Origin of the sequence: Halomonas sp. 5021 (assembly GCF_036663435.1) — a bacterium.
GTDB classification, from domain to species: Bacteria; Pseudomonadota; Gammaproteobacteria; order Pseudomonadales; family Halomonadaceae; genus Vreelandella; species Vreelandella janggokensis.
This window is the reverse complement of sequence record NZ_JAXOVU010000005.1, coordinates 139,369-161,967: the sequence shown is the minus strand read 5'-3', so window position 1 is coordinate 161,967 and position 22,599 is coordinate 139,369. Positions and strand designations below refer to the sequence as shown.

Sequence of the window (22,599 nt, the reverse complement as noted above, 5' to 3'; positions counted from 1 at the left end):
TGAGATCCGCATGCCACTACGTCTGCTACTATTTTTCCTGGCCACCATCACGTTATCCGTGAGTGGCTGCCAATTGTCGCCCAATGCCAACGACGAGCGGCTTTCATTAACTGCCGACCCCATGGATAACGCCCCGCCTGTTACGCAGGGACTGGATGCTGCTGGCTTGAGCACGCTGCTGCAAGCAGAGTTTGCCGGGCAGCGCGGTGACTTCAAGCGGGCCAGCCAGGGTTACCTTGAGGCTGCCAGACGCTACGGCGCCGAAGCACTGGCTGAGCGCGCCACTTTTGCCGCCCGTTTCAGCAACGACGAAAGCCTGATCGAAGAAGCGGCGCAGAGCTGGCAAACCCTGAACCCTGAGGCCGACACCCCCAATCGACTTCTCGCTGCGCTTTCGCTGCAGCAGGGCAATTGGATGGAAAGCCTGGAGCGCCGTCTGGCCTTGAGTGAGGCGAATCAGGATGGCGAACTCACCGGTTTCGCCGAAACCGCCATCGCCGAACAGGGCCCTCTCAACCGGCTGCTAAGCCGGCTTGTCGAGCATTTGAATCAGGCCTCGTTCAGTGACCCGGCACAACAAGCCGATGCCCTGCTAGCGGCGGCGCTCTGGGAAGCGGCACTCGGGCGTACTGAACAAGCTCGTGACTATCTTGACCAGGCCTCAGGCTTGAGCGAGCGTCCCTCCTTGCTGCTGGTAGAAGGCCAACTGGCGTTTGAAACCGGCAACCCCGGCCAAGCCCGCCAGGTTGCCCGCCAAGGCCTGCAGGAAAACCCCGATGATGTGCGCTTTTTATTACTGTTGGCTCAGGCCGAGATTCGACTCGACAACCTTGATGCGGCCCAACAGCAGACCGACGCCCTGCTCGATCGACACACAGGCAGCGATGCGTTACGGGTCGCCCTTGCCCAGCTCTATCTGGATGAGGGCCACCCCGACCCCGCACAGCGGCTTCTTCAGCCACTGATGGGCCGGGATGACACACCCAACCTGGCCTACTATTTACTGGGCGTGATTGCCCAGTCTAAAGGCGATACCGACAACGCACTGCTTTACTACAGGCAGGTCGACAGCGGTGAGGAATTCCTGCCCGCTCGCGCCACGGCGGCGCAAATGCTCATTGATGACGACCGGCTCATCGACGCACGTGCTTTTTTACGTGTCGAACGCATGCGTCACGACGATTACTTCAGCGAACTGGTCAAACTGGAAGTGCAACTACTCGACGAACTGGGCCGCACCAATGATGCCGACACTCTTCTTACCCGTGAGTTGGCACGCACGCCAGACGATACCGACCTACTTTACTTCCGCGCGATGCGCGCCTGGGAGATGGGCGATATTGAACAAATGGAGGAAGACCTGCGCCATGTGCTTCGCATCGAACCCGACAATGCCGTGGCGCTGAATGCGCTGGGATATACCCTGGCGGATCTCGATCTTCCCGGTCGTCTGGAAGAAGCCCGCGAGTTGATTGAGCGCGCCTATGCGCTTGACGGCGACAACCCCGCGGTACTCGACAGCCTTGGCTGGGTGTATTACCGCCTGGGCAATGCAGAGAAAGCCCTCCCCTGGCTCGAAAAAGCCTATGCGCGCATGCCCGACCAGGAAATTGCCGGCCATCTTGCCGAGGTGCTGCATGCCTTGGGGCGCAGCGAAGAAGCACGCCAAATCATCCGTGATGTACAGCAACGCACCCAGGACCATCCGACGATTGATGGATTAATACAGCGTTATCCCGAACTCGACCCAGCAAACGACCTCTAAAACATCTACGGCGCTTACCCTCTCGCGACAGCCGTTGACCGATGAACTGACAAGGAGTCCGACATGCCCACTATTGCTTCCACCTGTATACCGCCCCATCCCTTGCGCCGGGCATCGAGGCTTGTGGCCTGTGCAGCGGCATTATTGCTCGCCGGGTGTGCCACTCAAGTCCCCCAGGACGAAGGCAGCCGTCAAGCCGGTGACTGGGACGCCCAGGAAGACCGGGTCAATGACTTTGACACCTGGACGCTGGTTGGCAAGGCCGGGTTGCGCACCCCTGATGAAAACACCAGCGCCAACCTCGACTGGAACCAGCACCCACATTATTTCCGCATGCTGATCAGCGGTCCTTTTGGCGGTGGACGTAACGTGCTGGAAGGACGCGAGGGGCGCTTTACCTTGTCCAACAGCGAAGGCCGCTTCGAGGCCGAAACCCCCGAAGCCCTCATGGAAGAACAATTAGGCTGGGCACTGCCTGTCAGCGCCATGCCCGACTGGGTACGTGGCCTGCCCGGCGGTAATGATAACTACCAGATGGAAACCGACGAATTCGGCTTCCCCAGTCATTTGGTCCAGGCCGGCTGGGAAATCGATTATCGCGACTGGGAGCGATTCGAAGGCATGTGGCTACCGCGCCGCCTGGTGATGAACTACGACGATATCCGCATCACGCTGGTCGTTAACGAATGGCGCTCCACAGACGAAGAAGGCCAGTAAGCCAAGCATTATGACAACCCTGACGCTGCCTGCGCCCGCCAAGCTGAATCGGCTTCTACATATTACAGGTCGCCGTGAGGACGGCTACCATCGTCTGCAAACGCTGTTTCAGATTATTGATTTATGCGACCAGCTAACCATCACCTCCCGCGATGACGGCGTAATTCAACTGACTAGCCGCATGCCTGGCATCGCCGCCGATGACAACCTGATCGTAAGAGCTGCCCAGCTGTTACAAAAGGTGAGCGGCACCCGCCTGGGTGCCACGCTGACCCTGGACAAAACGTTGCCCATGGGCGGTGGACTGGGCGGCGGTAGTTCCGATGCGGCCACGACACTCGTTGGCCTCAACACGATCTGGCAGCTTGGGTTCTCGCTTGACGAACTCGCCGCACTTGGGCTTCAGCTAGGCGCTGACGTCCCTGTCTTTGTTCATGGCCACACCGCCTGGGCCGAGGGCGTTGGTGAACAGCTCACCCCGGTGGGTCTCGACACCCCCTGGTTTGTGATCATTCACCCCGGTGTCAGCGTCTCGACACAGGCAGTATTCCAGGACCCGCAATTGACACGCGACAGCCGCCCCATTACTATGGCGCGCGCACTGCAGGGGGGAGCGTCGGAGTGGCGCAATGACTGTGAAGCGGTGGTCAAACAGCACTATCCAGCCATTGCACAAGCCCTAGACTGGCTATCACAGCATGCACCAAGCCGGTTAACCGGCACGGGCGCCTGTGTGTTTGCAGCATTCGAAGATGCGCAGACGGCACACGCAGTTGCCGAAGCAGCGGGCCATCATGGCTCCGCCTGGGTAGCTCGCGGACTCAACACCTCTCCTCTACATGATGCTTTGGGCTGCTGAATCGCCCGGTCATCGCATTAGGTCATTACTGGGGTATAGCCAAGTGGTAAGGCACCGGTTTTTGGTATCGGCATTCCCAGGTTCGAGTCCTGGTACCCCAGCCAGCCTAACGCTGACCTGCGTTTTCCTCCCTGAACCCCAACACTGCAAAGGTGGCTGCGCGTGTCAAAACTGATGGTTTTCGCCGGGAACGCCAATCCCGAACTCGCTCAAAAAATTGCCGAGAGCTTGGACAGCCGTATGGGTAACGCCACGGTGGGCCAATTCAGCGACGGTGAAATCGCGGTCGAGATCAATGAGAACGTGCGCGGTAAGGATGTCTTCATCCTGCAGTCCACCTGTGCGCCGACTAACGACAACTTGATGGAGCTGATCCTGATGGTCGACGCCCTGCGGCGCGCCTCAGCCACTCGCATCACGGCCGTGCTGCCCTACTTTGGCTATGCCCGCCAGGACCGCCGAGTGCGTTCGGCACGGGTACCCATCTCGGCCAAAGTGGTCGCCGACATCATGGTCAAGGCCGGGGTTGATCGCGTCATGACCATGGATCTGCACGCCGATCAGATCCAGGGCTTCTTCGACGTACCGGTCGATAACGTCTATGGCTCGCCGATTCTGCTCGACGACATCGAGCGTCAGAACTACAGCGATCTGGTCGTCGTATCCCCCGATGTCGGCGGCGTTGTGCGTGCCCGCGCCATCGCTAAACAGCTTAATGCCGATCTGGCCATCATCGACAAACGCCGCCCTCAGGCTAACCAAGCCCAGGTGATGCACATTATCGGTGAAATTGAAGGCCGTACCTGCGTGGTTGTCGACGACATGATCGACACCGCCGGTACGCTGTGCAAAGCCGGTGAAGCGCTGAAAGATCACGGTGCCAAGCGCGTCGTCGCCTACGCCACGCACCCGATATTATCCGGCCCTGCCGTCGACAATATCACCAACTCAGAACTTGACGAAGTCGTGGTGACCGACACCATCCCGCTTTCCGACGCAGCGCGGCGGAGCGGTAAAATTCGTCAATTGAGCGTTGCTGGCCTGATCGCGGAAGCCATCCGCCGCGTCAGCAATGAAGAATCTGTCAGCGCGATGTTCCACTAATCGCCTGACATCACAGCCCGCTTACGGGCTCCTGGGGACGTCGTCGTCTGGTCGCGGACGGCGGCGTTTCCTTACTCAAAACCAAGAGGCAATTCCATGTCTGATTTTAGCTTGAAAGCCAGTGTTCGTAACGACCTGGGGAAAGGTGCGAGCCGCCGCCTGCGTCGTGCGAACGAACAGGTACCGGCCGTTGTTTATGGCGGTAACAAAGACGCACAGTCGATCGCCGTTGAAAAGACCGCTTTTTACAAGGCGATTGAAGACGAATCGTTCTTCTCCTCGGTCATCACGCTCGTGATTGACGGCAAAAACGAGCAGGTCGTGGTACGTGACCTTCAGCGTCACCCCTACAAGCCGCTGCTCACCCATGCCGACTTCCTGCGTGTTGACGCCACCCACGAAATCACCATGAACGTGCCGTTGCACGTGACGGGCGAAGAAGCGTGTGTCGGCATCAAAGACCAGGACGGCGAACTGCACGTTCTCGCTAACGAAGTGGCGATCAGCTGCTTGCCGAAAGATCTTCCTGACTACCTGGAAATTGACATCAGCAATGTCGAGGTCGGCACCACGCTGCACCTGTCAGACCTGACCCTGCCGGCGGGCGTCACCTCGGTTGACCTGTCTCACGGTGAAGATCACGACAACGCGATTCTTAGCATCACCAAGATGAAGGTTCGTGCGACTGAAGACGACGAAGATGAAGGTGGTGAAAGCGAAAGCGGCAGTGACGGCGAAGAAGACAAAAGCGCCGAGTAAGCTGTCAGCGTTGGCCGTGCCTGCACGGCCTTCGTAATGTTAAGATCAAGCGCTTCGGCGCTTGATTTTTTTTGCGACCTGCCATGCGTGGCAGACGCCCTGGGGCCGCCGCTGGCGCGGCGTCAAAAATTTCTCCTGGAAATTTTTTGGAGGTGGAAAATGAGCCAGGTAACGGCCATCATTGGACTCGGCAACCCCGGGCCGGAGTATGCGACAACGCGCCATAACGCCGGCTTTTGGCTGGTCGATGCCATTGCAGGCAGCGTGCATGGCGAATTGCGTCCGGAAAAAAAGTTCCTCGGGCACTATGCCAAGGTACGCATCGGCGATCAGGACGTACATCTTCTCAAGCCCGCCACCTTTATGAATCGCAGCGGCGCGGCCGTCGCGGCACTGAGCCAGTTTTTCAAGCTTGCCCCCGAGAACCTGCTGGTAGCCCACGACGAGCTCGACCTGCCTCCTGGTCAGGCGCGTTATAAAACCGGTGGCGGCCACGGCGGCCATAACGGGCTGCGGGATATCGCCAGCGCACTCGGCAACCAGAAGCAGTTTCACCGCGTACGGATTGGCGTCGGCCACCCGGGCGACGCACGCCAGGTGACCAACTACGTGCTGGGCCGCGCTGGCAAGGAAGAACAAGCGGCGATTGAACGCGCGATCGAAGAATGCCAGGCAACCTTGCCCATGGCACTGGCCGGTGACTGGGCCAAAGCCATGAATCAGTTGCACAGCTTCAAGCTGTAGCGTTGCCCCCGTAGCTGGCAGCGGGCTGATCTCGTAGAATGGCCATTATTTCTCGCCTACCATTTTATTTCAGGAACACTTTATGGGTTTTAACTGCGGCATCGTCGGCCTGCCCAATGTCGGCAAGTCAACACTCTTCAATGCGCTTACCAAGTCGGGGATTGATGCAGAAAACTTCCCCTTCTGCACCATCGAGCCCAACGTCGGGATCGTTCCCATGCCCGACCCGCGCCTTAATGCGTTGGCCGAGATCGTCAAACCGCAGAAAGTCCTGCCGACCACCATGGAGTTTGTCGATATTGCCGGCCTGGTGGCAGGCGCATCAAAAGGCGAAGGGCTCGGCAACAAGTTTCTGGCCAATATCCGCGAAACGCAGGCCATCGCCCACGTGGTGCGCTGTTTCGATAACGACAACGTGATTCACGTCTCCAATCAGGTCGACCCACGCATTGATATCGAAACCATCAACCTTGAATTGGCGCTTGCCGACCTGGATACCGTCGAAAAGGCCAGCCAGCGGCTGGTACGGGTCGTCAAAGGCGGCGATAAAGACGCTATTGCCACCAAGGCCGTGCTGGATAAAATTCATCCGCACCTCGCCGAGGGGCAGCCGCTACGCAGCTTTGGCTTGAGCGAAGAAGAACAGCTTCAGGTGAAAAGCTTTGGCTTTTTGACGCTCAAGCCCACCATGTATATTGCCAACGTCAATGAGGACGGATTCGACAATAACCCTTATCTCGACGTGGTCAACGAAATCGCCGCTGAAGAAGGCGCTGTCGTGGTGCCGGTGTGCAACCAGATCGAAGCCGAAATCGCCGAGCTGGATGACGAAGAACGCGAGATGTTCTTAAGCGAGATGGGGATGGAAGAACCCGGCCTGGACCGCGTGATTCGCGCCGGTTATGCGCTGCTCGGCCTGCAGACCTATTTCACGGCGGGTGTCAAGGAAGTGCGCGCCTGGACTGTCAAGCAAGGGGCCACCGCACCGGAAGCGGCTGGCGCCATCCATACTGACTTCCAGAAAGGCTTTATCCGCGCCGAGGTGATCGCCTTTGATGATTTTGTCTCACTGGGCGGCGAGCAAGGGGCCAAAGACGCGGGTAAATGGCGACTGGAAGGCAAGGAATACATCGTCAAGGATGGCGACGTGGTACATTTCCGTTTCAATGTCTAGCCCGCAACCAGCCCCCTCAAGGGTAGCGGCGCACCTTAACGACCGATAACCCAGCGTTTAAGCGCCGCCTTCCTGGCGGCGCTGAAGCCTGCTAGGGTTAATCAATGCCTAATTCCTGCTACCCAGATGACCGCACGATTGGTCATACATCCCGATCCAATCGGGTTATTTTCAGCCTTCTGCTCCCGCTGGTCATGCTTTCAGGTTGCGGCCAGAGCGAGCCGACGATCACGCAGATCGATCCGCCTGAACCGGGCGGATCGCTTAACGTCGTTACCCGCAACAGCGCCACGACCTACTACCTTGATCGCCACGGGAATCCCGCGGGTCCCGAGCACGACCTTGTGGAAGCGTTCGCCGACGCCAACGACTGGGAGGTTGAATGGACACTTGCCGAGTCCACTTCAGGGGTGCTCCAATCTTTGCAGGGCGGTGAGCAACAGCTCGCCGCCGCTGGGCTGACGCACCTGCCCTCCCGGGATGAACACTTCCGCCAAGGCCCCACTCACACCGATATTGTCGAGCAACTGGTCTGTCACCGCGACATGCGCCCCATGCCACGCCAGGTAGAAGAAATGGCCGGGGTCGATATCCGGGTCACGGAAGACTCCAGCTACGCCGCAAAACTGCAGAGCCTGGTCAACCAGCATACGGGCATCGACTTCGAGGAAGATCCGCGCACCACTGAGATATTACTGACCGAAGTGGCCGAGAAGCGTATTGACTGCACCGTTGCCGACTCCAATATCGTGCAGTTGGTCCGCCGCCACTTCCCACACCTGGAAGTGGCCATCAACCTCACCAGCGGCGACCGGCTGGGCTGGTATCTACCCGCCAACCAACAGGCCCTGGCCAATATGGCCGACAGGTGGATGGCAACCCCCGAGGGCCAGGAAAGCATCAACGAGGTGCAGCAACGCTACTACGCCTATATCAGCGAGTTCGACTTTGTTGATCTGCGTGCGCTCAACCGGCGCATCGACGAACGCCTGCCGGACTTCCTCGACCTTTTCCTGGAGGCTCAGGAAGAGACCGGCATGCCAGCCGACCTGCTCGCCGCACTGGCCTACCAGGAGTCGCACTGGGACCCGCAAGCGGTCTCCCCTACCGGTGTGCGTGGCATCATGATGCTGACGCAGAACACGGCCCAATCCCTGGGTGTCGACAATCGCCTGAACCCGGCAGCGTCCATCGATGGTGGCGCCCGCTATCTTGCCGACCGCCATCAACGCCTTCCCGACAACCTCCCCGAACCGGATCGCACCTACCTGGCCCTGGCAAGCTACAACATTGGCCGCGGCCATGTGCTGGATGCGCAAAAGCTGGCCCGGGAGCTGGGCAAAGACCCGAATTCCTGGGAGGACATGAAGGAAGTCCTGCCGCTCAAAGCCGACAAGCGCTACTACCCGCAGACACGCTATGGTTACGCCCGAGGGTATGAGCCGGTGCACTATGTACAACGAATCCGTAACTACCAGGACGTGATTGCGCCCGCCATGCAATGGTTACCGCTATCGGCCGGTGAACCGTAACGCCGAGCATGGCGGGCTTGACGCGGCCAAGGCAGATGCGTATCATGCGCTTCCGTTGAATGGCTACGTAGCTCAGCTGGTTAGAGCACATCACTCATAATGATGGGGTCCCCTGTTCAAATCAGGGCGTAGCCACCAAGCAAATATTAAAAAAAGCCCGCTGACTCTGTCAGCGGGCTTTTTTATGGGTGACAGATAGGCTCAATTCAGCATCTTGCGGTTTAAAAAGCCGACCAGCGCCCGGGTAAGGTGCTCGACGTCGTGGGTACCCGCCGTTTCGCGCACCGAGTGCATCGCCCACTGGGGTAGCCCCACATCAATGGTGGGCACGCCGACCTCAGTGGCGGTAATCGGGCCGATGGTGCTGCCGCAGCCCATGTCAGACCGTGTCACAAACGACTGCACCGGCACGTCGGCGGCGCGACAGATATCCCGAAACAACGCGCCTGTCACGCTATTGGTCGCGTAGCGCTGGCTGGCATTGATCTTGATGACCGGCCCGGCATTCAGCAACGGTCCGTGCTGCTCATCGTGCTTTTCGGCAAAGTTGGGATGCAGCCCATGAGCGTTATCACAAGAGATCATCAGCGATGACTGGATCAGTTGAATCAGTGATTCGTCGCTGCCCTTTTCACTCCCCCTGCCCATTTGTGCATTGATACGCTTCAGCACATCGCCCAGAAACGGCCCCTGAGCACCGCAGGCGCTGGCACTGCCGACTTCCTCATGATCATTGGCGACCAGCAGCGCCCCCTGCTGACCGTCGCAGTCGAGCAACGCTTCCAGGCCTACAAAACACGACAGCAGGTTATCCAGCCGCGCGCTTGCGATCAGTTCCTGGTTGACGCCCACCAGCGAAGGCGGTTGAACGTCGTAAAAGCCCAACTCAAAGTCCACCACGTCGACCGCCCGCAGGCCATGCTCGGCTTCCAGCCAGCATGCCAGCAGATCCTCGAGCCTTTCGGTATCGCTTTGCATCAGCACGGGCGCCATCTGGGTCTGCGGGTTGATGCTGCGACCGGTATTGACGTCACGATCAAGGTGAATCGCCAGACTCGGAATCATCGCTACCGGCCGATCAACGTTAAGCAGCACACTTTCCAGTTGCCCATCGGCGTGGCGGATATGCACCCGTCCCGCGATCCCCAGATCGCGATCAAACCACGGCGCAAGCAAGGCACCGCCATATACCTGCACCCCCAACTGAAGCCAACCAGCGGCATGCTGGGTGGCATTGGGCTTTAAACGCAGCCCGGGGCTATCGGTATGAGCCCCCAGCATACGCATGCTTTGCAGTGGCCCTTTGGGCAGTTGAAAGGCGATCAAGGATGAATCGTTGCGTGTCACGTAGTAGCGCTGACCGGGCGACAATTGCCAATTGGCCGTTTCTTCCAGACGCTCGAAACCCGCTTGCGCCAGACGTTCCGCCATGGCATGAGTGGCGTGCCAAGGAGTGGGGGACTGGCGCAAGAACTCGCATAACCGCGAAACGCGATCAGCGTTGAATATTTCGGACATTGAAATCCTCATTTACCGACATGTTTGAGTCTCAGCAAAGCAGGTGACCTGCTACAATGCTCCTTCGGCCTTCGCAACTCATTGGTCAGATGCGGGTCTAGGAAAGCATGAGTGTACACAAATCCGGGAGAGCTTGACTGATGAGCTTGTTTGCAACGCTTTCGCGCTCAGTCGCCCTAACCATCATGCTGGTTGTCACCAGCCCGATGGCAATAGCGCAACTTGAGCCGACCGAAGAACAGCGCCAGGCGGCGGTCGAAATTGCCGATTCGCTCCGCTATGGCCACTACGCCGATGTCAGCTTTGATAAAGCCTGGTCGCAAGAAGCCTTTGATCGCTACTTGGATATTCTGGATGGCCAACGGGCCTACCTGCTAAGCAGCGACATTGAGCCCTACCGTCACCTGGAAACCGATCTGGCCGACACGCTTTTCGACGGCGATCTGGATGAGGCGTTCGCCCTTTACAACCGCCTCAACGAGCGCCATACCGCTCGGATTGAATGGCTGCTCGAACACCTCGATGACGAGGCGACGTTCAACTTCCAGGGCAACGAGCGCCTTGAGCTTGACCGCGAGGACGCCGCCTGGGCCGAGAGTCAGCGCGAGCTGGATGCATTGTGGCAAAAACGGCTGAAAAATGATGCCCTGACGCTGGCCCTGAGCGATCAGGACGAGGAACAGATCGTTGATAATCTTCGCCAGCGTTACGAGGGGCAGCTTTCACGCCTGGAGCAAACCGAACCGGAAGACGTCTTTGGCTTGATCATGGCCGCGGTGACCGGCACCATTGACCCGCATACCAGCTACCTCTCACCACGCCAGGGCGAATCGTTTGATATTCAAATGAGCCTCTCGCTGGAAGGCATCGGCGCACTCCTGCAATCCGACGGCGAATACGTCAAAGTCTCCAGCCTGGTCGCGGGCGGCCCCGCTGAGCGCGCCGGTGTACTTGAGCCCGCCGATCGAATTATCGGCGTCGGCCAGGAAGACGGTGAGATGGTCAACGTGGTTGGCATGCCCCTGGACAACGTGGTCGACCTGATTCGCGGCCCCAAAGGTTCCGTGGTAAAGCTGGATGTCGTGCCCGCCCAGGCGGTCGACATGACCCGCTCACAAACCGTTGAAATCACCCGCGATACGGTCGACCTGGAAGACCAGGCCGCCCAGAGCGAGGTGATTAATGTCGAACGTGATGGCGATACCCACCGCCTCGGGGTGATCGAAATCCCCACCTTTTATGTCGACTTCGACGCCTGGCAGGCGGGAGAAGATGACTACCGTAGTACCACCCGCGACGTTGCCAAGGAAATCGAGCAGTTAAAACGCCAGGATGTTGAAGGTATCGTGCTTGACCTGCGCAACAACGGCGGCGGCGCCCTTCAGGAAGCCAACTCGCTGATTGGCCTGTTTATCGACCGTGGCCCCACCGTTCAGGTTCGCGACGCTGATGGGCGTATCAACCTCTACGGCGACAGTGAAGCAGGCACGCTTTACGACGGTCCAATGGGCGTGCTGGTGAACCGGCTATCAGCTTCGGCGTCAGAGATTCTCGCTGGGGCCATTCAGGACTATGGCCGCGGTATCGTGATGGGTAGCCAGACCTTTGGGAAGGGCACGGTGCAGACGCTGAATGATTTGAGCCATGGCGAAATCAAGCTTACCCGCGCCAAGTTCTATCGCATTTCCGGCGCGAGTACCCAGAACCGCGGCGTCGAACCCGACATCGAGTTCCCTAGCCTGATCGACCCGGAGCGCATTGGCGAAAGCAGCCTGGACCACGCCCTGGAATGGGATACGGTTCAGGACGTCCAGTACCGGCGCTACGGAGAACCTGAGCGCTACCTTGATGCGCTTCAATCAGCCCACCAGAATCGCGCGGAGGAAAATCCCAACTTCCGCTACCTGGAGCGGCAATCGGCGTTGTCCCGGGAGCTTCGCGAGCAGAATACCAGCGTCAGCCTGAATCGTGAGCAGCGCGAACGTGAAACCCAGGCTCAGGAAGCCGAGCAGTTGGCACTGGAAAACCAGCGTCGTCGCGCCCTGGGGCTTGAAGAACTGGAAGAGTGGACCGACGCTCGCGACGAAGCCGCGCTTAGCGACAGTGACGGTGAAGACAGCAATACCGACGAGGAGGATGACACCTCAGTAGAGCGCGCCCAAGTGCTGGAAGCCGCCGAAATTCTGCTCGATTACGCGCACCTGGAAAGCACCCAGCGGTTCGTCAATCGGTAAGCGAATTAGCGTAAAAAGGAAAGGCTGCAACCGCGCCGGTGTCACAATGGCATCGGCGCTGTTTTTAGCGGGCTAGCAGAGCGCCGCTCGACGCGTTGGTCGGTCGCCCATGGCAGCCAAGCGTTGCGTCAAACGGGCCAATCGGGCCGCACTGCCCTGCTGTGCAGACTCGAGAATATGCCGCGCCCAAGTCGGCAATTGCGGCGCTAGCTGATAATACACCCATTGCCCGTCCCGCTGGTCCACCAGCAGCCCGCACTGGCGAAGCTGCGCCAGATGACGCGACACCTTGGGCTGGGACTCTTCAAGCACATAGGTCATTTCGCACACGCACAGCGATTGCTCATGGGCAATCAACAGCATCAGCATCAATCGCGTTTCATCGCTCAAGCACTTGAATACCTGCAGTGCATTCAACGGAGTGGATTTTCCCAAGACGATTATCCCCACCTGATCCATAATGCGGATAGTTTACGCCACTGGCGTAAGCATCGGCAAAGCCGCTGGCAATACGCGTCAAGCAGCCACGCAGAAGCAAGACATCAGGCGCTCGATAATAGTAGCGTCAAGAAGAATTAAACAAAGGACAAGCGCAATCGATTAATGGCTGGCGTCATAAAAGGAAGGAAAACAGACGCTAGATGGCTCCCCGAGCAGGACTCGAACCTGCGACCCAATGATTAACAGTCATTTGCTCTACCAACTGAGCTATCGGGGAACAATAGGACTACCGTAAACGGTAGGAATATATCGTGCGGGGCAATTTGGCTCCTCGAGCAGGACTCGAACCTGCGACCCAATGATTAACAGTCATTTGCTCTACCAACTGAGCTATCGAGGAACAATCTAATATTGCCGTATTTGAGATCAGTTTATTGGCTCCCCGAGCAGGACTCGAACCTGCGACCCAATGATTAACAGTCATTTGCTCTACCAACTGAGCTATCGGGGAACTGCTCAAACACGGTGCGTAGTATACTGATAGAAACGTAACGGTCAAGCATCGATTCCGCGTCAACGCTAGCCGCCCGTTGGTTGTGTCCGTATAATGCGCACAATCATAGGCGCCCAGGCGCAACGACACTCCATTCATCCCTCGTCCTTCCGACGACCCATAGATGACAGGTACCGATGGCGAAGAAGCTCTTCATCAAAACGCACGGCTGCCAAATGAACGAGTATGACTCCTCCCGCATGGCGGACATGCTCGGCGTTTCTCATCAGCTCGAACTGACTGATAACGAGCGCGAAGCCGATGTCATTCTTCTCAACACCTGCTCCATTCGTGAAAAAGCGCAGGAAAAGGTGTTCCATCAGCTGGGACGCTGGAAAAAACTCAAGGACGCCAATCCCGATCTGGTCATTGGCGTCGGTGGCTGCGTTGCAAGCCAGGAAGGCGAAGCATTGCGCAAGCGTGCACCCCATGTGGACATGGTGTTTGGGCCGCAGACACTGCACCGGGTGCCATCCATGCTGGATGCACGCCGCGACAATCAAATTGCCGCGGTGGATGTGACCTTTCCGGAAATCGAGAAATTCGACCACCTGCCTAAACCGACCTCAGACGGTGCCACCGCCTTTGTGTCGATCATGGAAGGCTGCTCGAAGTACTGCTCGTTCTGTGTGGTGCCCTACACCCGCGGCGAAGAAGTCTCTCGGCCGTTTGAAGCGGTGATGGATGAGGTCATTCACCTCGCCGACCAGGGCGTGCGCGAAGTCAACCTTCTCGGCCAGAACGTCAACGCCTATCGGGGCGAAAACCAGCTGGGCGATGAAATTGACCTTGCTGAACTGATCGCCTGTGTCGCGGCGGTCGAGGGCATCGACCGCATTCGCTTCACCACTTCGCACCCGGTTGAGTTCACTGACAGTCTGGTGGATGCCTACGCCGATATACCCGAGCTGGTCAGTCACCTGCACCTGCCGGTGCAATCGGGCTCGGACCGCATCTTGAGCGCGATGAAGCGTGGCCACACGGCAGAGGCCTATATCGAAAAGATGGAGCGGATTCTTGCCAACCGCCCGGATATAAGCTTTTCCTCCGACTTTATCATTGGCTTCCCCGGCGAGACGGAAGAAGACTTTGAAGCGACGATGGACCTGATCCATCGCATAGGGTTCGACCACTCGTTCAGCTTTGTTTTCTCGGCACGCCCCGGCACACCAGCCGCCGCGCTTGAGGATGAAACACCGGAAAGCGTCAAGAAAGAACGTCTGGCGATCTTGCAGGCGCGTATTCTCCAGCAAGCTGGCCAGATCAGTCGTCGCATGGTGGGCACTACCCAGCGCATCCTGGTGACCGGCTTTTCGCCAAAAGACCCAGGTCAACTGTCCGGGCGCACGGAAAATAACCGGGTGGTCAACTTCCGCGCCGCCAATCCCACCGAGCTGATCGGCTACTTCGTGGACGTGGAAATCACCGAGGCCCTGCCCAATTCACTGCGCGGTGAACTCGCCTCCCCTGAGCGTTATTGAACATCGCTTATCCCAGGTAATTGCCCCAACACCGCTTGGGGCAGTAAGCTGACATTGACACCCATCAACCGACAGGTTTTTCACTCTTGAGCCAGCCATCGCCTCAGGCCAACCGCATTACCACATTAAGCCTTGAACCCAATGACCCACAGCGCCTTGCCAGCCTGTGTGGTCAGCAGGATGAGCACCTGAAGTTGATCGAAAGCCGCCTGGACGTAACGCTGCGCAACCGAGGCAATGTGTTCCAGTTGGCTGGGCCCGCCAATCGCATCAAAGCCGCTGCCAACGTGCTGGAACACCTCTACCGTGAAACAGCGGCGGAAGAAGTATCGGCCAACACGGTCCACCTGTTTCTCCAGGAATCCGGCCTGGAAGCGCTGGAGGAAGAAGACGATATTGAAGGCGACAGCGGCGAAGTGATCATGCGCACACCGCGCACCATGATCAAACCCCGAGGCCTGAATCAGCAGCGCTACGTCACCAGCATTCGCGAACACGACATTAACTTCGGCATTGGTCCGGCGGGTACCGGTAAAACTTACCTTGCCGTCGCGGCCGCCGTGGAAGCGCTCAACCAGCAGGCAGTGCGACGTATTTTACTGGTCCGCCCGGCAGTGGAGGCCGGTGAGAAGCTCGGCTTTCTGCCTGGCGATCTCGCCCAGAAAATCGATCCTTACCTGCGTCCGCTCTACGATGCGCTCTACGAAATGATCGGCTTCGAACAGGTCGCCAAACTGATCGAACGCCAGGTGATCGAAATTGCCCCGCTGGCTTACATGCGTGGCAGGACGCTCAACAATGCCTATATCATTCTGGATGAGAGCCAGAACACCACGCCCGAACAAATGAAAATGTTCCTGACGCGTATTGGCTTTGGCTCCACCGCCGTGATTACCGGTGACGTCACCCAGGTCGATCTGCCCAAGGGCCAGCGCTCGGGCCTGATTCAGGTACTCGACGTGCTGAAAGACACGCCTGGAATTGGCGTCACCCACTTTGCCGCCAAGGACGTGGTTCGCCACCCACTGGTGCAGCGAATAATTGAAGCCTACGACGCCTTCGAGTCCCAGCAGGAAGCCGAGGAACGCGCCCGCCGGGAAACGCGCCAGCAAGAGCGGGAAGCCCGCCTGCAAGGCCGCGAAGGCCCAGGGGATACCAAGCGATGAGTGATATCGTGATCGATCGTCAGGCGGCTATCGACGACCAACAGCTACCGACGCAGGCACAGCTCATCCGCTGGGTGGGCGATGTGCTTGCCCGGCACCCCGACGACCCACGTCAGGAATTGACCGTGCGTTTCGTCGATCTCGCTGAAAGTCAGTCGCTCAATCATGATTACCGGGGCAAGGATAAGCCCACCAACGTGTTGTCATTCCCGTTCGAGAATCCACCGGGCATCACGCTGCCATTACTCGGCGATCTGGTGATTTGCCATGCCATTGTTGTAAAAGAGGCTGCAGAACAGCATAAAGCCCTTGAGCATCATTACGCCCATATGGTGATTCACGGCACCTTGCATTTGTTGGGCTATGATCACATTGAGGAGGAAGACGCCGAGGTGATGGAGCAATGTGAGCGCGAGCTGCTTGCCACCCTGGGTATCACCGACCCTTATATTGGCGACATATGAGACTTAAGGCCCATACGTTGAACTGGTACCGCGCCCCCGGTCAGTGATAAAACGTCCTTTCGAATCACGCTACCTGAGTCCGTCAACAAGAGATTACCTGCATGAGCGAAGACCGATCGAGCAACGCCAATCAACGATCCTGGCTCGAGAAACTCTTTAGCGCCCTTTCGGGCGACAACGACGAACCCAGCTCCCGCGATGAGTTACTGGAATTTCTACGCCACGCGGCAGGGCGTTTAAAGCTTGATCAGGACGCCATCATGATCATTGAAGGCGCACTGGAAATCAGCGACCAACAGGTTCGCGAAATCCTTATCCCCCGCTCACAGATCTCGGCGATCACTCTTGATCAGACCAGCGCAGAGTACCTGGCGCTCATTCAAGAGACCGGTCACTCACGCTATCCGGTGATTGGCGAAAACCTTGACGATGTAAAAGGCATTCTGCTGGTCAAGGATTTGTTACCGCTGCTTTCACAGACCCAGGCCGAGCGCGATGCGTTTCAACTGGCTGATATCGTTCGCTCGGCGATGTTCATTCCTGAATCCAAACGACTCAACAGCCTGCTTAAAGAGTTCCGCGACACCCACAACCACATGGCCGTTGTGGTCGACGAATACGGTGGCACGGCGGGCATTATTACCATCGAGGATATTCTTGAGCAGATTGTCGGCAACATTGAAGATGAGCACGACGCCGACGAGGAAGAGGATATTCGCGAGCTCGACAACAAGCGCTATGCCATCCGTGCCCTCACCACCATCGACGACTTTAACGAGCACTTCGATACCCAGTTCTCTGACGATGAATTCGATACCATCGGCGGACTGGTGATGCAGCAATTTGGCCACCTGCCGCAACGCGGCGAATATACCCACCTGGGCGGTTGGCGCTTTGAGGTCCTCAACGCCGACAACCGCCGCATCCGCCTGCTTGAGGCCTACCGGGAACAACGCCCTGACAGCAGCGACGACGAGCAGAACGACACCTAGCCTTCACGCCTCAACGTTCAGGACATAAGGATATCTCGCTATGGGTAGCATCCCAGCTGTGTATCGACAGCTAATCGCCGCACTGATGGCTGGCGGCTTCACAACGCTGACGGCGTCGCCATTTGAGCTATGGTGGTTAGGGCCGGTTGCCGCAGGCTTGATGTACGCAGGCACTCATCAACTGACCGCCGCCCAGGCGGCCCTCAAGGGCTGGCTCTACGGGGTGGCGTTGTTTGGCAGCGGTGCTTCCTGGGTCTACGTATCGATCCACGACTACGGCTATACCGGCGTACCGCTTGCGCTGTTTCTCACCGCCCTGTTCGTCTGCGTACTGGCGCTGTTTTACGCCGGCACGCTGTGGCTCTACCGCCGCTTTACCGGCCCCCGACTGGCCCTTGTCAGCTTTGCCGGCATCTGGGTGCTGGGAGAAGTCCTGCGCACCTACCTATTCACCGGTTTTCCCTGGCTATTACTCGGCTCAGGCTATGTAGACTCGCCGCTGGCCGGCTGGGCGCCCATCGGCGGTGTCTATCTGCTATCGCTGCTGGTTGCCCTCAGTGGCACACTCGGCGCGGCGCTGCTGCTGCGCCGCCAATGGTGGACACTCGCGCCACTGGCGGCTGTCTGGCTGTTACCACTGGCGTTGCCCTCGCAGTGGACCACACCCGCCGAAACACCCACGCGGGTCGCACTGCTACAGGGCAATCTTCCCCAGCTCGAAAAATGGACCCCTGAAGGCCAGCGCAATGCCGCCAACATTTACAGCGACTTGACCCGCGACGTCGCCGATAACGTTGACCTGATTGTGTGGCCGGAAACGGCCCTGCCCATGGTGGAAACCCAGGCACGCCCGGTGCTTGAGCGCGTACAGAGCAATCTGCCCACCGACACGGCACTGATGACCGGCATCGTTCAGCGTGACATCAACGAGCGCTACTTCAACAGCGTGGTAGGTGTGGGTAATGTCGAAGGCAGCTATCAAAAAGAGCATTTAGTGCCCTTTGGCGAATACCTGCCACTGGAAAGTCTGCTGCGCGGGGCTATCGACTTTTTCAACCTGCCCATGTCGAGCTTTACCAAAGGGGAGTCCGACCAGGCGCCAATGCAGGCTGCGGGGGTCAGCATCGGCAATGCCATCTGCTATGAAATCATTTACCCGCAGTTGGTGGCCGACCGCGCCAGAGACAGCGATGTATTGATGACGCTGTCCAACGATACCTGGTTTGGCGCCTCGATCGGCCCGCACCAACACTTGCAGATGGCGCGTCTCAGGGCGCTGGAAAATGGCCGCTACGTGCTTCGTGCGACCAGCAACGGCATTACCGCGATCATTGATGCACAGGGTCGCGTGGTCGAGCGCGCGCCCCAGTTCGAGACCACATCGCTCACCGGCGAGTTCTACGCCACCCAGGGGTTAACGCCGTTTACCCGGATGGGAAGCTGGCCGGTGTGGTTTTTAGCCGCACTCATGGTGCTGGTGGGTGTGCCGCAGACTCGCCGCCGGTAAACTGGGCAATCAGGTCGGTATGCGGCCGGGTGTCGATAACGCCGTTACAGGTATTGCCATGCTTAAATCTCGCCCCTTCTTATTGCTCGTCGCGCTTCCGGTAATCCTGGCGTTGCTACTGGGCGGCGCCATTTTTGGCGGACAGGCATTATCCGACAGCAATGTCGACGATGATATTCAGCGTGCCCTGTCGCAAACCCTCGGCTCCCCCGGTGACATCGAGCTTGCCAAGCTACAGAAGGTGCAATACGGCTACACCATTTGTGGGCTGTACCGTACCGCTTCGTCTGACCGCGGCTACGCGTCGTTCATGTACGATACGCAAAGCGACGACGTGATCCTGGATATAAAGTCACGACGTTATAAGTCGCGCTGCAGTCTATCCGTCGCCTGCCAGTAACCTAGTCCCCCTGATCCACCAGCTGGTTGATATCGGCAACGGCATCAGTGATCGGATGGCTGTCACGGATCAGGAATCGTGCCTCTCCTTCCCGGTCAAATGCAAAAACCGCGCTTGTGTGCGTCACAATATAGTCACCACGCTGGTTGGGTTCTTCGTAATCATACGTGACACGCATACGGTTGGTCAGGGCGTCTATTTCCGCCAGGTCTCCCGTAATGCCAATAAACTCAGGGCCGAAGGCATTGGTGTAGCGCTTTACGACCTCGGGGGTATCACGCTTCGGGTCAACGGAGATGAACAGCACCTGGATGTCGTCACGGACGTCATCGTCCAATCGGTTCAACGTGCCTGCCAGCCTGGCCAGCGTAATCGGGCACACATCCGGGCAATAGGTATACCCAAAGTAAACCAGTGTGACCTTACCCCGATACTCTTCAGCCTCGACGGCCTGACCGTTTTCGTCAATCAACGAAAAATCCAGCGGCGGCATGATCTCGTGGGTTTCTGCCGTGCGCCAGCTTCGATCAACACAGCCGACGAGCCACAGCGCAGCCAGCACAATAAACAACTGTTTCATCATTGACTCGTCCTGCGTGACAGCGTATTAAAGCGATACAGGGGATACCACATCGAACGTGACCGACAGCTGCTGAGCATCGTCAAACTCCAGCATCACCTCGACATCATCACCTTCAGAAAAGGTTTTCAGACGCCCGATAAACATCAAGTGATGGCCTTTTGGGGCAAACTCGAAACGCTCCCCCGCCTCGATTTCCACTTGCTCCATGGCGTGCATATGCGCCATGCCATTTTCCTCGCTGCTCATATGGATCTCGACGTCTTCAAAGGCCTCGCTTTGCGCGCCGACTAAAACAGCTGTCTCGTCGCCGGTATTATGTAGCTGAAAATACCCCGCTCCCGGCTGCTCACCGGGCAACAAACTCAATCGCGCGTTACTGACCTGCACGTCCTGTCCACTGGCATGTCCGGCGGTTATCAGCATCAGCAGCATGCCACCGGCTAACAGCCGAGGGGCCTGGAATAGGTGACTGACCATCTTATTTCTCCTTTTGGGGAAGGACTGAGTTTTTCGGTGCTGTTCTAGTCAACTGACACGCTAGACGCTTTGCGCGCTGACGATGTTGAGCATCTCAAAAGCTTCATCACCATAGCCAGATTCCAGGTTTCCGCAACCCTGATGCGACATTATGTCAGCGACACCGTCGATTGTCTGGTTATACGAAAAAAGCCCCACCGTTAAGGCAGGGCTTCATCAGGCGGAACGTACTTGGTCACCTATTCAGGTATTTCACCCAACACTTCAGGAATCGTGGTCTTTACATAGCGCCCGGGGGCGGGCTCGATCACGCTTAACTCGCCCTCACCTGGCTGACGTGCGGCGACCATTTTTTTCGGATCCGGGTCCGCATAGCCATTTTCGGTGACCCAGGCCTGCCAGTGAGGCCACCACGACCCTTCATTGAAGGTCGCCCCCTCAAACCAGGCTTCATGGCTTTCAGGCAGCTGATCGTTCGTCCAGTGGCCATATTTTTGCTTATGGGGCGGATTGACGATACCGGCAATGTGCCCCGAACCGCCCAGCACAAAGGTTGATGGCCCTTTTGGCAACAGCGCGCCGTAATAGGAGCTGTTCCACTTGGCAATATGGTCTTCCTTGGCCGACACAAAATAGCTGGGCGCCGATATTTTCCTGAGATCGATCTTCACCCCGTCAAGTTCGATGCCGCCGGGCTCGACCAGCTTGTTCTCCAGGTACATGTGCCGCAGGTACCAGGCATGGGTTCCGGCAGGCAGGTTGGTACCGTCCGTGTTCCAGTAAAGCAGGTCGAAGGCAGCCGGGGTTTCACCTTTCAGATAATTATTGATGTAGAACGACCAGAAAAGATCGTTTTCACGCAGCAGGTTAAAGGTATAGGCCATCGAGCGCCCGTCCAGATAACCTTTCAACTGCATACTCTCTTCAATGCCCTCTACGACGCGTTCGTTGAGGAATACACCGATATCGCCGGGATCACGGAAGTCCTGCAGGGTGGCCATGTAGGTCACCGATTTAACCTTGCGGCCACGCCGTGTGCTGGTGAGATAGGCCACGGTCGATGCCGTCAGCGTGCCGCCAACGCAGTAACTCAACAGATTGACGGACTTTTCACCGCAAGCCTTTTCAATCGCTTCCATGGCGGTAATCGGGCCCAACTGCATGTAATCGGCCCAGGTGATGTCATGCTGTTCCGGCCCCGGATTGCGCCAGGAAATCAGAAATACGCTATGCCCCTGGTCGACAAGCCACTTCATCATCGAATTATCTTCGCGCAGATCCAGTACGTAGTACTTGTTGATCCACGGTGGCACGACCAGCAGTGGTGTTTTATAGGTTTTTTCGGTGGTGGGCGTGTACTGGATCAGCTGCATCAACTCATTTTCATACACCACGGCCCCAGGGGTAACGGCGATGTTTTCGCCAACGCCAAAGGCACTGCGATCCGTCATACGGACGTTGATGCCCTCGGCAGAATTGGCCAGGTCATCGCGCAGCCGCTCAAGCCCCTCCACCAGATTCTGCCCCTTGGTTTCCAGCGTGCGGCGCATGACCTCGGGGTTCGTCGTGACAAAGTTGGTCGGCGACATCGCGTTGACGACCTGACGCGCATAAAAGGCCAGGTTGCGCTTATGGGTTTCGTCCATCCCGCTCAGACTGTCCACCAGCTCATCCACCATCTGGGAAAACAGCAGGTACTGCTGCATGATGGCCATGAAGTGGGGTTCCCGGGTCCAGGCCTCGTCCTTGAATCGCCGGTCGCCTTTCTCCGGCGTGACCATTGGCGATACCTCTTCACCGGCCATCGCCCGCATGCCCTGCTGCCACAGCAGCCACTGGTCCTGCAACAGGCGTGACTGGGTCTGCCATAATAGCGTCGGGTTCTGCATTAATGACTGCGCGCCGGCTTCAAAGCTTTCCCGCATGTCGCTATACACGGAGTCTGCCGCTTCGCTTGGCGCAATGCGCGATAACAGATCCTGCATGAGACCTTGATACTGCTCACCAATATCTTTCAGCTGTGCATTCCACGCTTCCAGCTCTTCTTGAGAAAGGCCATGGGGCGGTAATTCCCACTCTGCTGACATCTTCGTTCTCCTTTACCGGCGCGGCAACGCTAACGCAGCCTG

Annotated in this window: 20 protein-coding genes and 5 tRNA genes; 17 read left to right on the top strand and 8 right to left on the bottom strand. The window is 57.9% G+C overall.

Going from position 1 to position 22,599, the window contains the following annotated elements; genetic code table 11:
* The first annotated feature begins 10 nt into the window (after positions 1–10).
* The 10 genes from R3F64_RS10675 to R3F64_RS10630 all read left to right on the top strand — a co-directional run bounded on the left by R3F64_RS10675 (position 11) and on the right by R3F64_RS10630 (position 8,792).
* On the top strand, positions 11–1,765 hold the full coding sequence (locus tag R3F64_RS10675) for a tetratricopeptide repeat protein (protein WP_332611363.1): 1,755 nt from the start codon (positions 11–13) through the stop codon (positions 1,763–1,765).
* A 63-nt stretch (positions 1,766–1,828) separates the two neighbouring features.
* Positions 1,829–2,482 carry a lipoprotein insertase outer membrane protein LolB gene (lolB, locus tag R3F64_RS10670; protein WP_264826336.1) on the top strand — a complete coding sequence of 218 codons (654 nt, stop codon included), beginning with the start codon at positions 1,829–1,831 and terminating at the stop codon, positions 2,480–2,482.
* A gap of 10 nt (positions 2,483–2,492) precedes the next feature.
* Positions 2,493–3,341 carry a 4-(cytidine 5'-diphospho)-2-C-methyl-D-erythritol kinase gene (gene ispE / locus R3F64_RS10665; RefSeq protein WP_332611360.1) on the top strand — a complete coding sequence of 283 codons (849 nt, stop codon included), beginning with the start codon at positions 2,493–2,495 and terminating at the stop codon, positions 3,339–3,341.
* A gap of 29 nt (positions 3,342–3,370) precedes the next feature.
* A tRNA-Gln gene (locus R3F64_RS10660) sits at positions 3,371–3,445 on the top strand.
* A 58-nt stretch (positions 3,446–3,503) separates the two neighbouring features.
* Complete coding sequence (locus R3F64_RS10655) at positions 3,504–4,445, top strand: ribose-phosphate pyrophosphokinase (RefSeq protein WP_175474729.1); 942 nt, start codon at positions 3,504–3,506, stop codon at positions 4,443–4,445.
* A 96-nt stretch (positions 4,446–4,541) separates the two neighbouring features.
* On the top strand, positions 4,542–5,204 hold the full coding sequence (locus R3F64_RS10650; RefSeq protein ID WP_085917415.1) for a 50S ribosomal protein L25/general stress protein Ctc: 663 nt from the start codon (positions 4,542–4,544) through the stop codon (positions 5,202–5,204).
* Positions 5,205–5,363: 159 nt separating this feature from the next.
* On the top strand, positions 5,364–5,948 hold the full coding sequence (gene pth, locus R3F64_RS10645) for an aminoacyl-tRNA hydrolase (RefSeq protein WP_085917414.1): 585 nt from the start codon (positions 5,364–5,366) through the stop codon (positions 5,946–5,948).
* An 82-nt stretch (positions 5,949–6,030) separates the two neighbouring features.
* Positions 6,031–7,122, top strand: a complete 1,092-nt coding sequence (gene ychF / locus R3F64_RS10640; protein ID WP_085917413.1) for a redox-regulated ATPase YchF — start codon at positions 6,031–6,033, stop codon at positions 7,120–7,122.
* Positions 7,123–7,226: 104 nt separating this feature from the next.
* Positions 7,227–8,654, top strand: coding sequence for a membrane-bound lytic murein transglycosylase MltF (gene mltF, locus R3F64_RS10635; protein ID WP_199285051.1), 1,428 nt, complete (start codon positions 7,227–7,229; stop codon positions 8,652–8,654).
* A 61-nt stretch (positions 8,655–8,715) separates the two neighbouring features.
* Positions 8,716–8,792: transfer RNA gene (locus R3F64_RS10630), tRNA-Met, on the top strand.
* Positions 8,793–8,855: 63 nt separating this feature from the next.
* On the opposite strand, the gene R3F64_RS10625 is transcribed toward R3F64_RS10630, so the two are convergent.
* Complete coding sequence (locus R3F64_RS10625; RefSeq protein WP_199285050.1) at positions 8,856–10,172, bottom strand: M18 family aminopeptidase; 1,317 nt, start codon at positions 10,170–10,172, stop codon at positions 8,856–8,858.
* 140 nt (positions 10,173–10,312) lie between these two features.
* Here R3F64_RS10625 and R3F64_RS10620 point away from each other — a divergent pair, with 140 nt between their 5' ends.
* A complete protein-coding gene (locus tag R3F64_RS10620; protein WP_332611350.1) occupies positions 10,313–12,406 on the top strand; it encodes a carboxy terminal-processing peptidase in 2,094 nt (697 codons plus the stop codon).
* A 72-nt stretch (positions 12,407–12,478) separates the two neighbouring features.
* On the opposite strand, the gene R3F64_RS10615 is transcribed toward R3F64_RS10620, so the two are convergent.
* From R3F64_RS10615 to R3F64_RS10600, 4 genes are all read right to left on the bottom strand, one after another.
* On the bottom strand, positions 12,479–12,865 hold the full coding sequence (locus R3F64_RS10615; RefSeq protein ID WP_176243617.1) for a metalloregulator ArsR/SmtB family transcription factor: 387 nt from the start codon (positions 12,863–12,865) through the stop codon (positions 12,479–12,481).
* Between the two features lie 183 nt (positions 12,866–13,048).
* A tRNA-Asn gene (locus R3F64_RS10610) sits at positions 13,049–13,124 on the bottom strand.
* 47 nt (positions 13,125–13,171) lie between these two features.
* A tRNA-Asn gene (locus tag R3F64_RS10605) sits at positions 13,172–13,247 on the bottom strand.
* 35 nt (positions 13,248–13,282) lie between these two features.
* A tRNA-Asn gene (locus R3F64_RS10600) sits at positions 13,283–13,358 on the bottom strand.
* Positions 13,359–13,537: 179 nt separating this feature from the next.
* On the opposite strand from R3F64_RS10600, the gene miaB reads away from it, so the two are divergent.
* From miaB to R3F64_RS10570, 6 genes are all read left to right on the top strand, one after another.
* On the top strand, positions 13,538–14,881 hold the full coding sequence (gene miaB, locus R3F64_RS10595) for a tRNA (N6-isopentenyl adenosine(37)-C2)-methylthiotransferase MiaB (RefSeq protein ID WP_332611347.1): 1,344 nt from the start codon (positions 13,538–13,540) through the stop codon (positions 14,879–14,881).
* Positions 14,882–14,967: 86 nt separating this feature from the next.
* Complete coding sequence (locus R3F64_RS10590; RefSeq protein WP_332611345.1) at positions 14,968–16,047, top strand: PhoH family protein; 1,080 nt, start codon at positions 14,968–14,970, stop codon at positions 16,045–16,047.
* Positions 16,044–16,511, top strand: coding sequence for an rRNA maturation RNase YbeY (gene ybeY, locus R3F64_RS10585; protein WP_085917407.1), 468 nt, complete (start codon positions 16,044–16,046; stop codon positions 16,509–16,511). Before R3F64_RS10590 ends, ybeY begins: the two co-directional genes overlap by 4 nt.
* A gap of 101 nt (positions 16,512–16,612) precedes the next feature.
* Positions 16,613–17,503 carry an HlyC/CorC family transporter gene (locus R3F64_RS10580; protein WP_332611342.1) on the top strand — a complete coding sequence of 297 codons (891 nt, stop codon included), beginning with the start codon at positions 16,613–16,615 and terminating at the stop codon, positions 17,501–17,503.
* Between the two features lie 40 nt (positions 17,504–17,543).
* Positions 17,544–19,010: an apolipoprotein N-acyltransferase gene (gene lnt / locus R3F64_RS10575; protein WP_085917405.1), complete on the top strand. Its 1,467-nt coding sequence runs from the start codon at positions 17,544–17,546 to the stop codon at positions 19,008–19,010.
* The gene (locus R3F64_RS10570) at positions 18,985–19,410 is read left to right on the top strand and encodes a hypothetical protein (protein WP_233337383.1); all 426 of its coding nucleotides are present in this window, start codon (positions 18,985–18,987) and stop codon (positions 19,408–19,410) included. Before lnt ends, R3F64_RS10570 begins: the two co-directional genes overlap by 26 nt.
* A 1-nt stretch (position 19,411) precedes the next feature.
* Here the strand turns inward: R3F64_RS10570 and R3F64_RS10565 are convergent, their stop codons facing one another.
* The 3 genes from R3F64_RS10565 to phaC all read right to left on the bottom strand — a co-directional run bounded on the left by R3F64_RS10565 (position 19,412) and on the right by phaC (position 22,557).
* Complete coding sequence (locus tag R3F64_RS10565; RefSeq protein ID WP_332611339.1) at positions 19,412–19,990, bottom strand: SCO family protein; 579 nt, start codon at positions 19,988–19,990, stop codon at positions 19,412–19,414.
* A gap of 27 nt (positions 19,991–20,017) precedes the next feature.
* On the bottom strand, positions 20,018–20,470 hold the full coding sequence (locus R3F64_RS10560) for a copper chaperone PCu(A)C (RefSeq protein ID WP_264826345.1): 453 nt from the start codon (positions 20,468–20,470) through the stop codon (positions 20,018–20,020).
* A 239-nt stretch (positions 20,471–20,709) separates the two neighbouring features.
* Positions 20,710–22,557 carry a class I poly(R)-hydroxyalkanoic acid synthase gene (gene phaC, locus R3F64_RS10555; protein WP_085917402.1) on the bottom strand — a complete coding sequence of 616 codons (1,848 nt, stop codon included), beginning with the start codon at positions 22,555–22,557 and terminating at the stop codon, positions 20,710–20,712.
* Between the last annotated feature and the right edge of the window lie 42 nt (positions 22,558–22,599).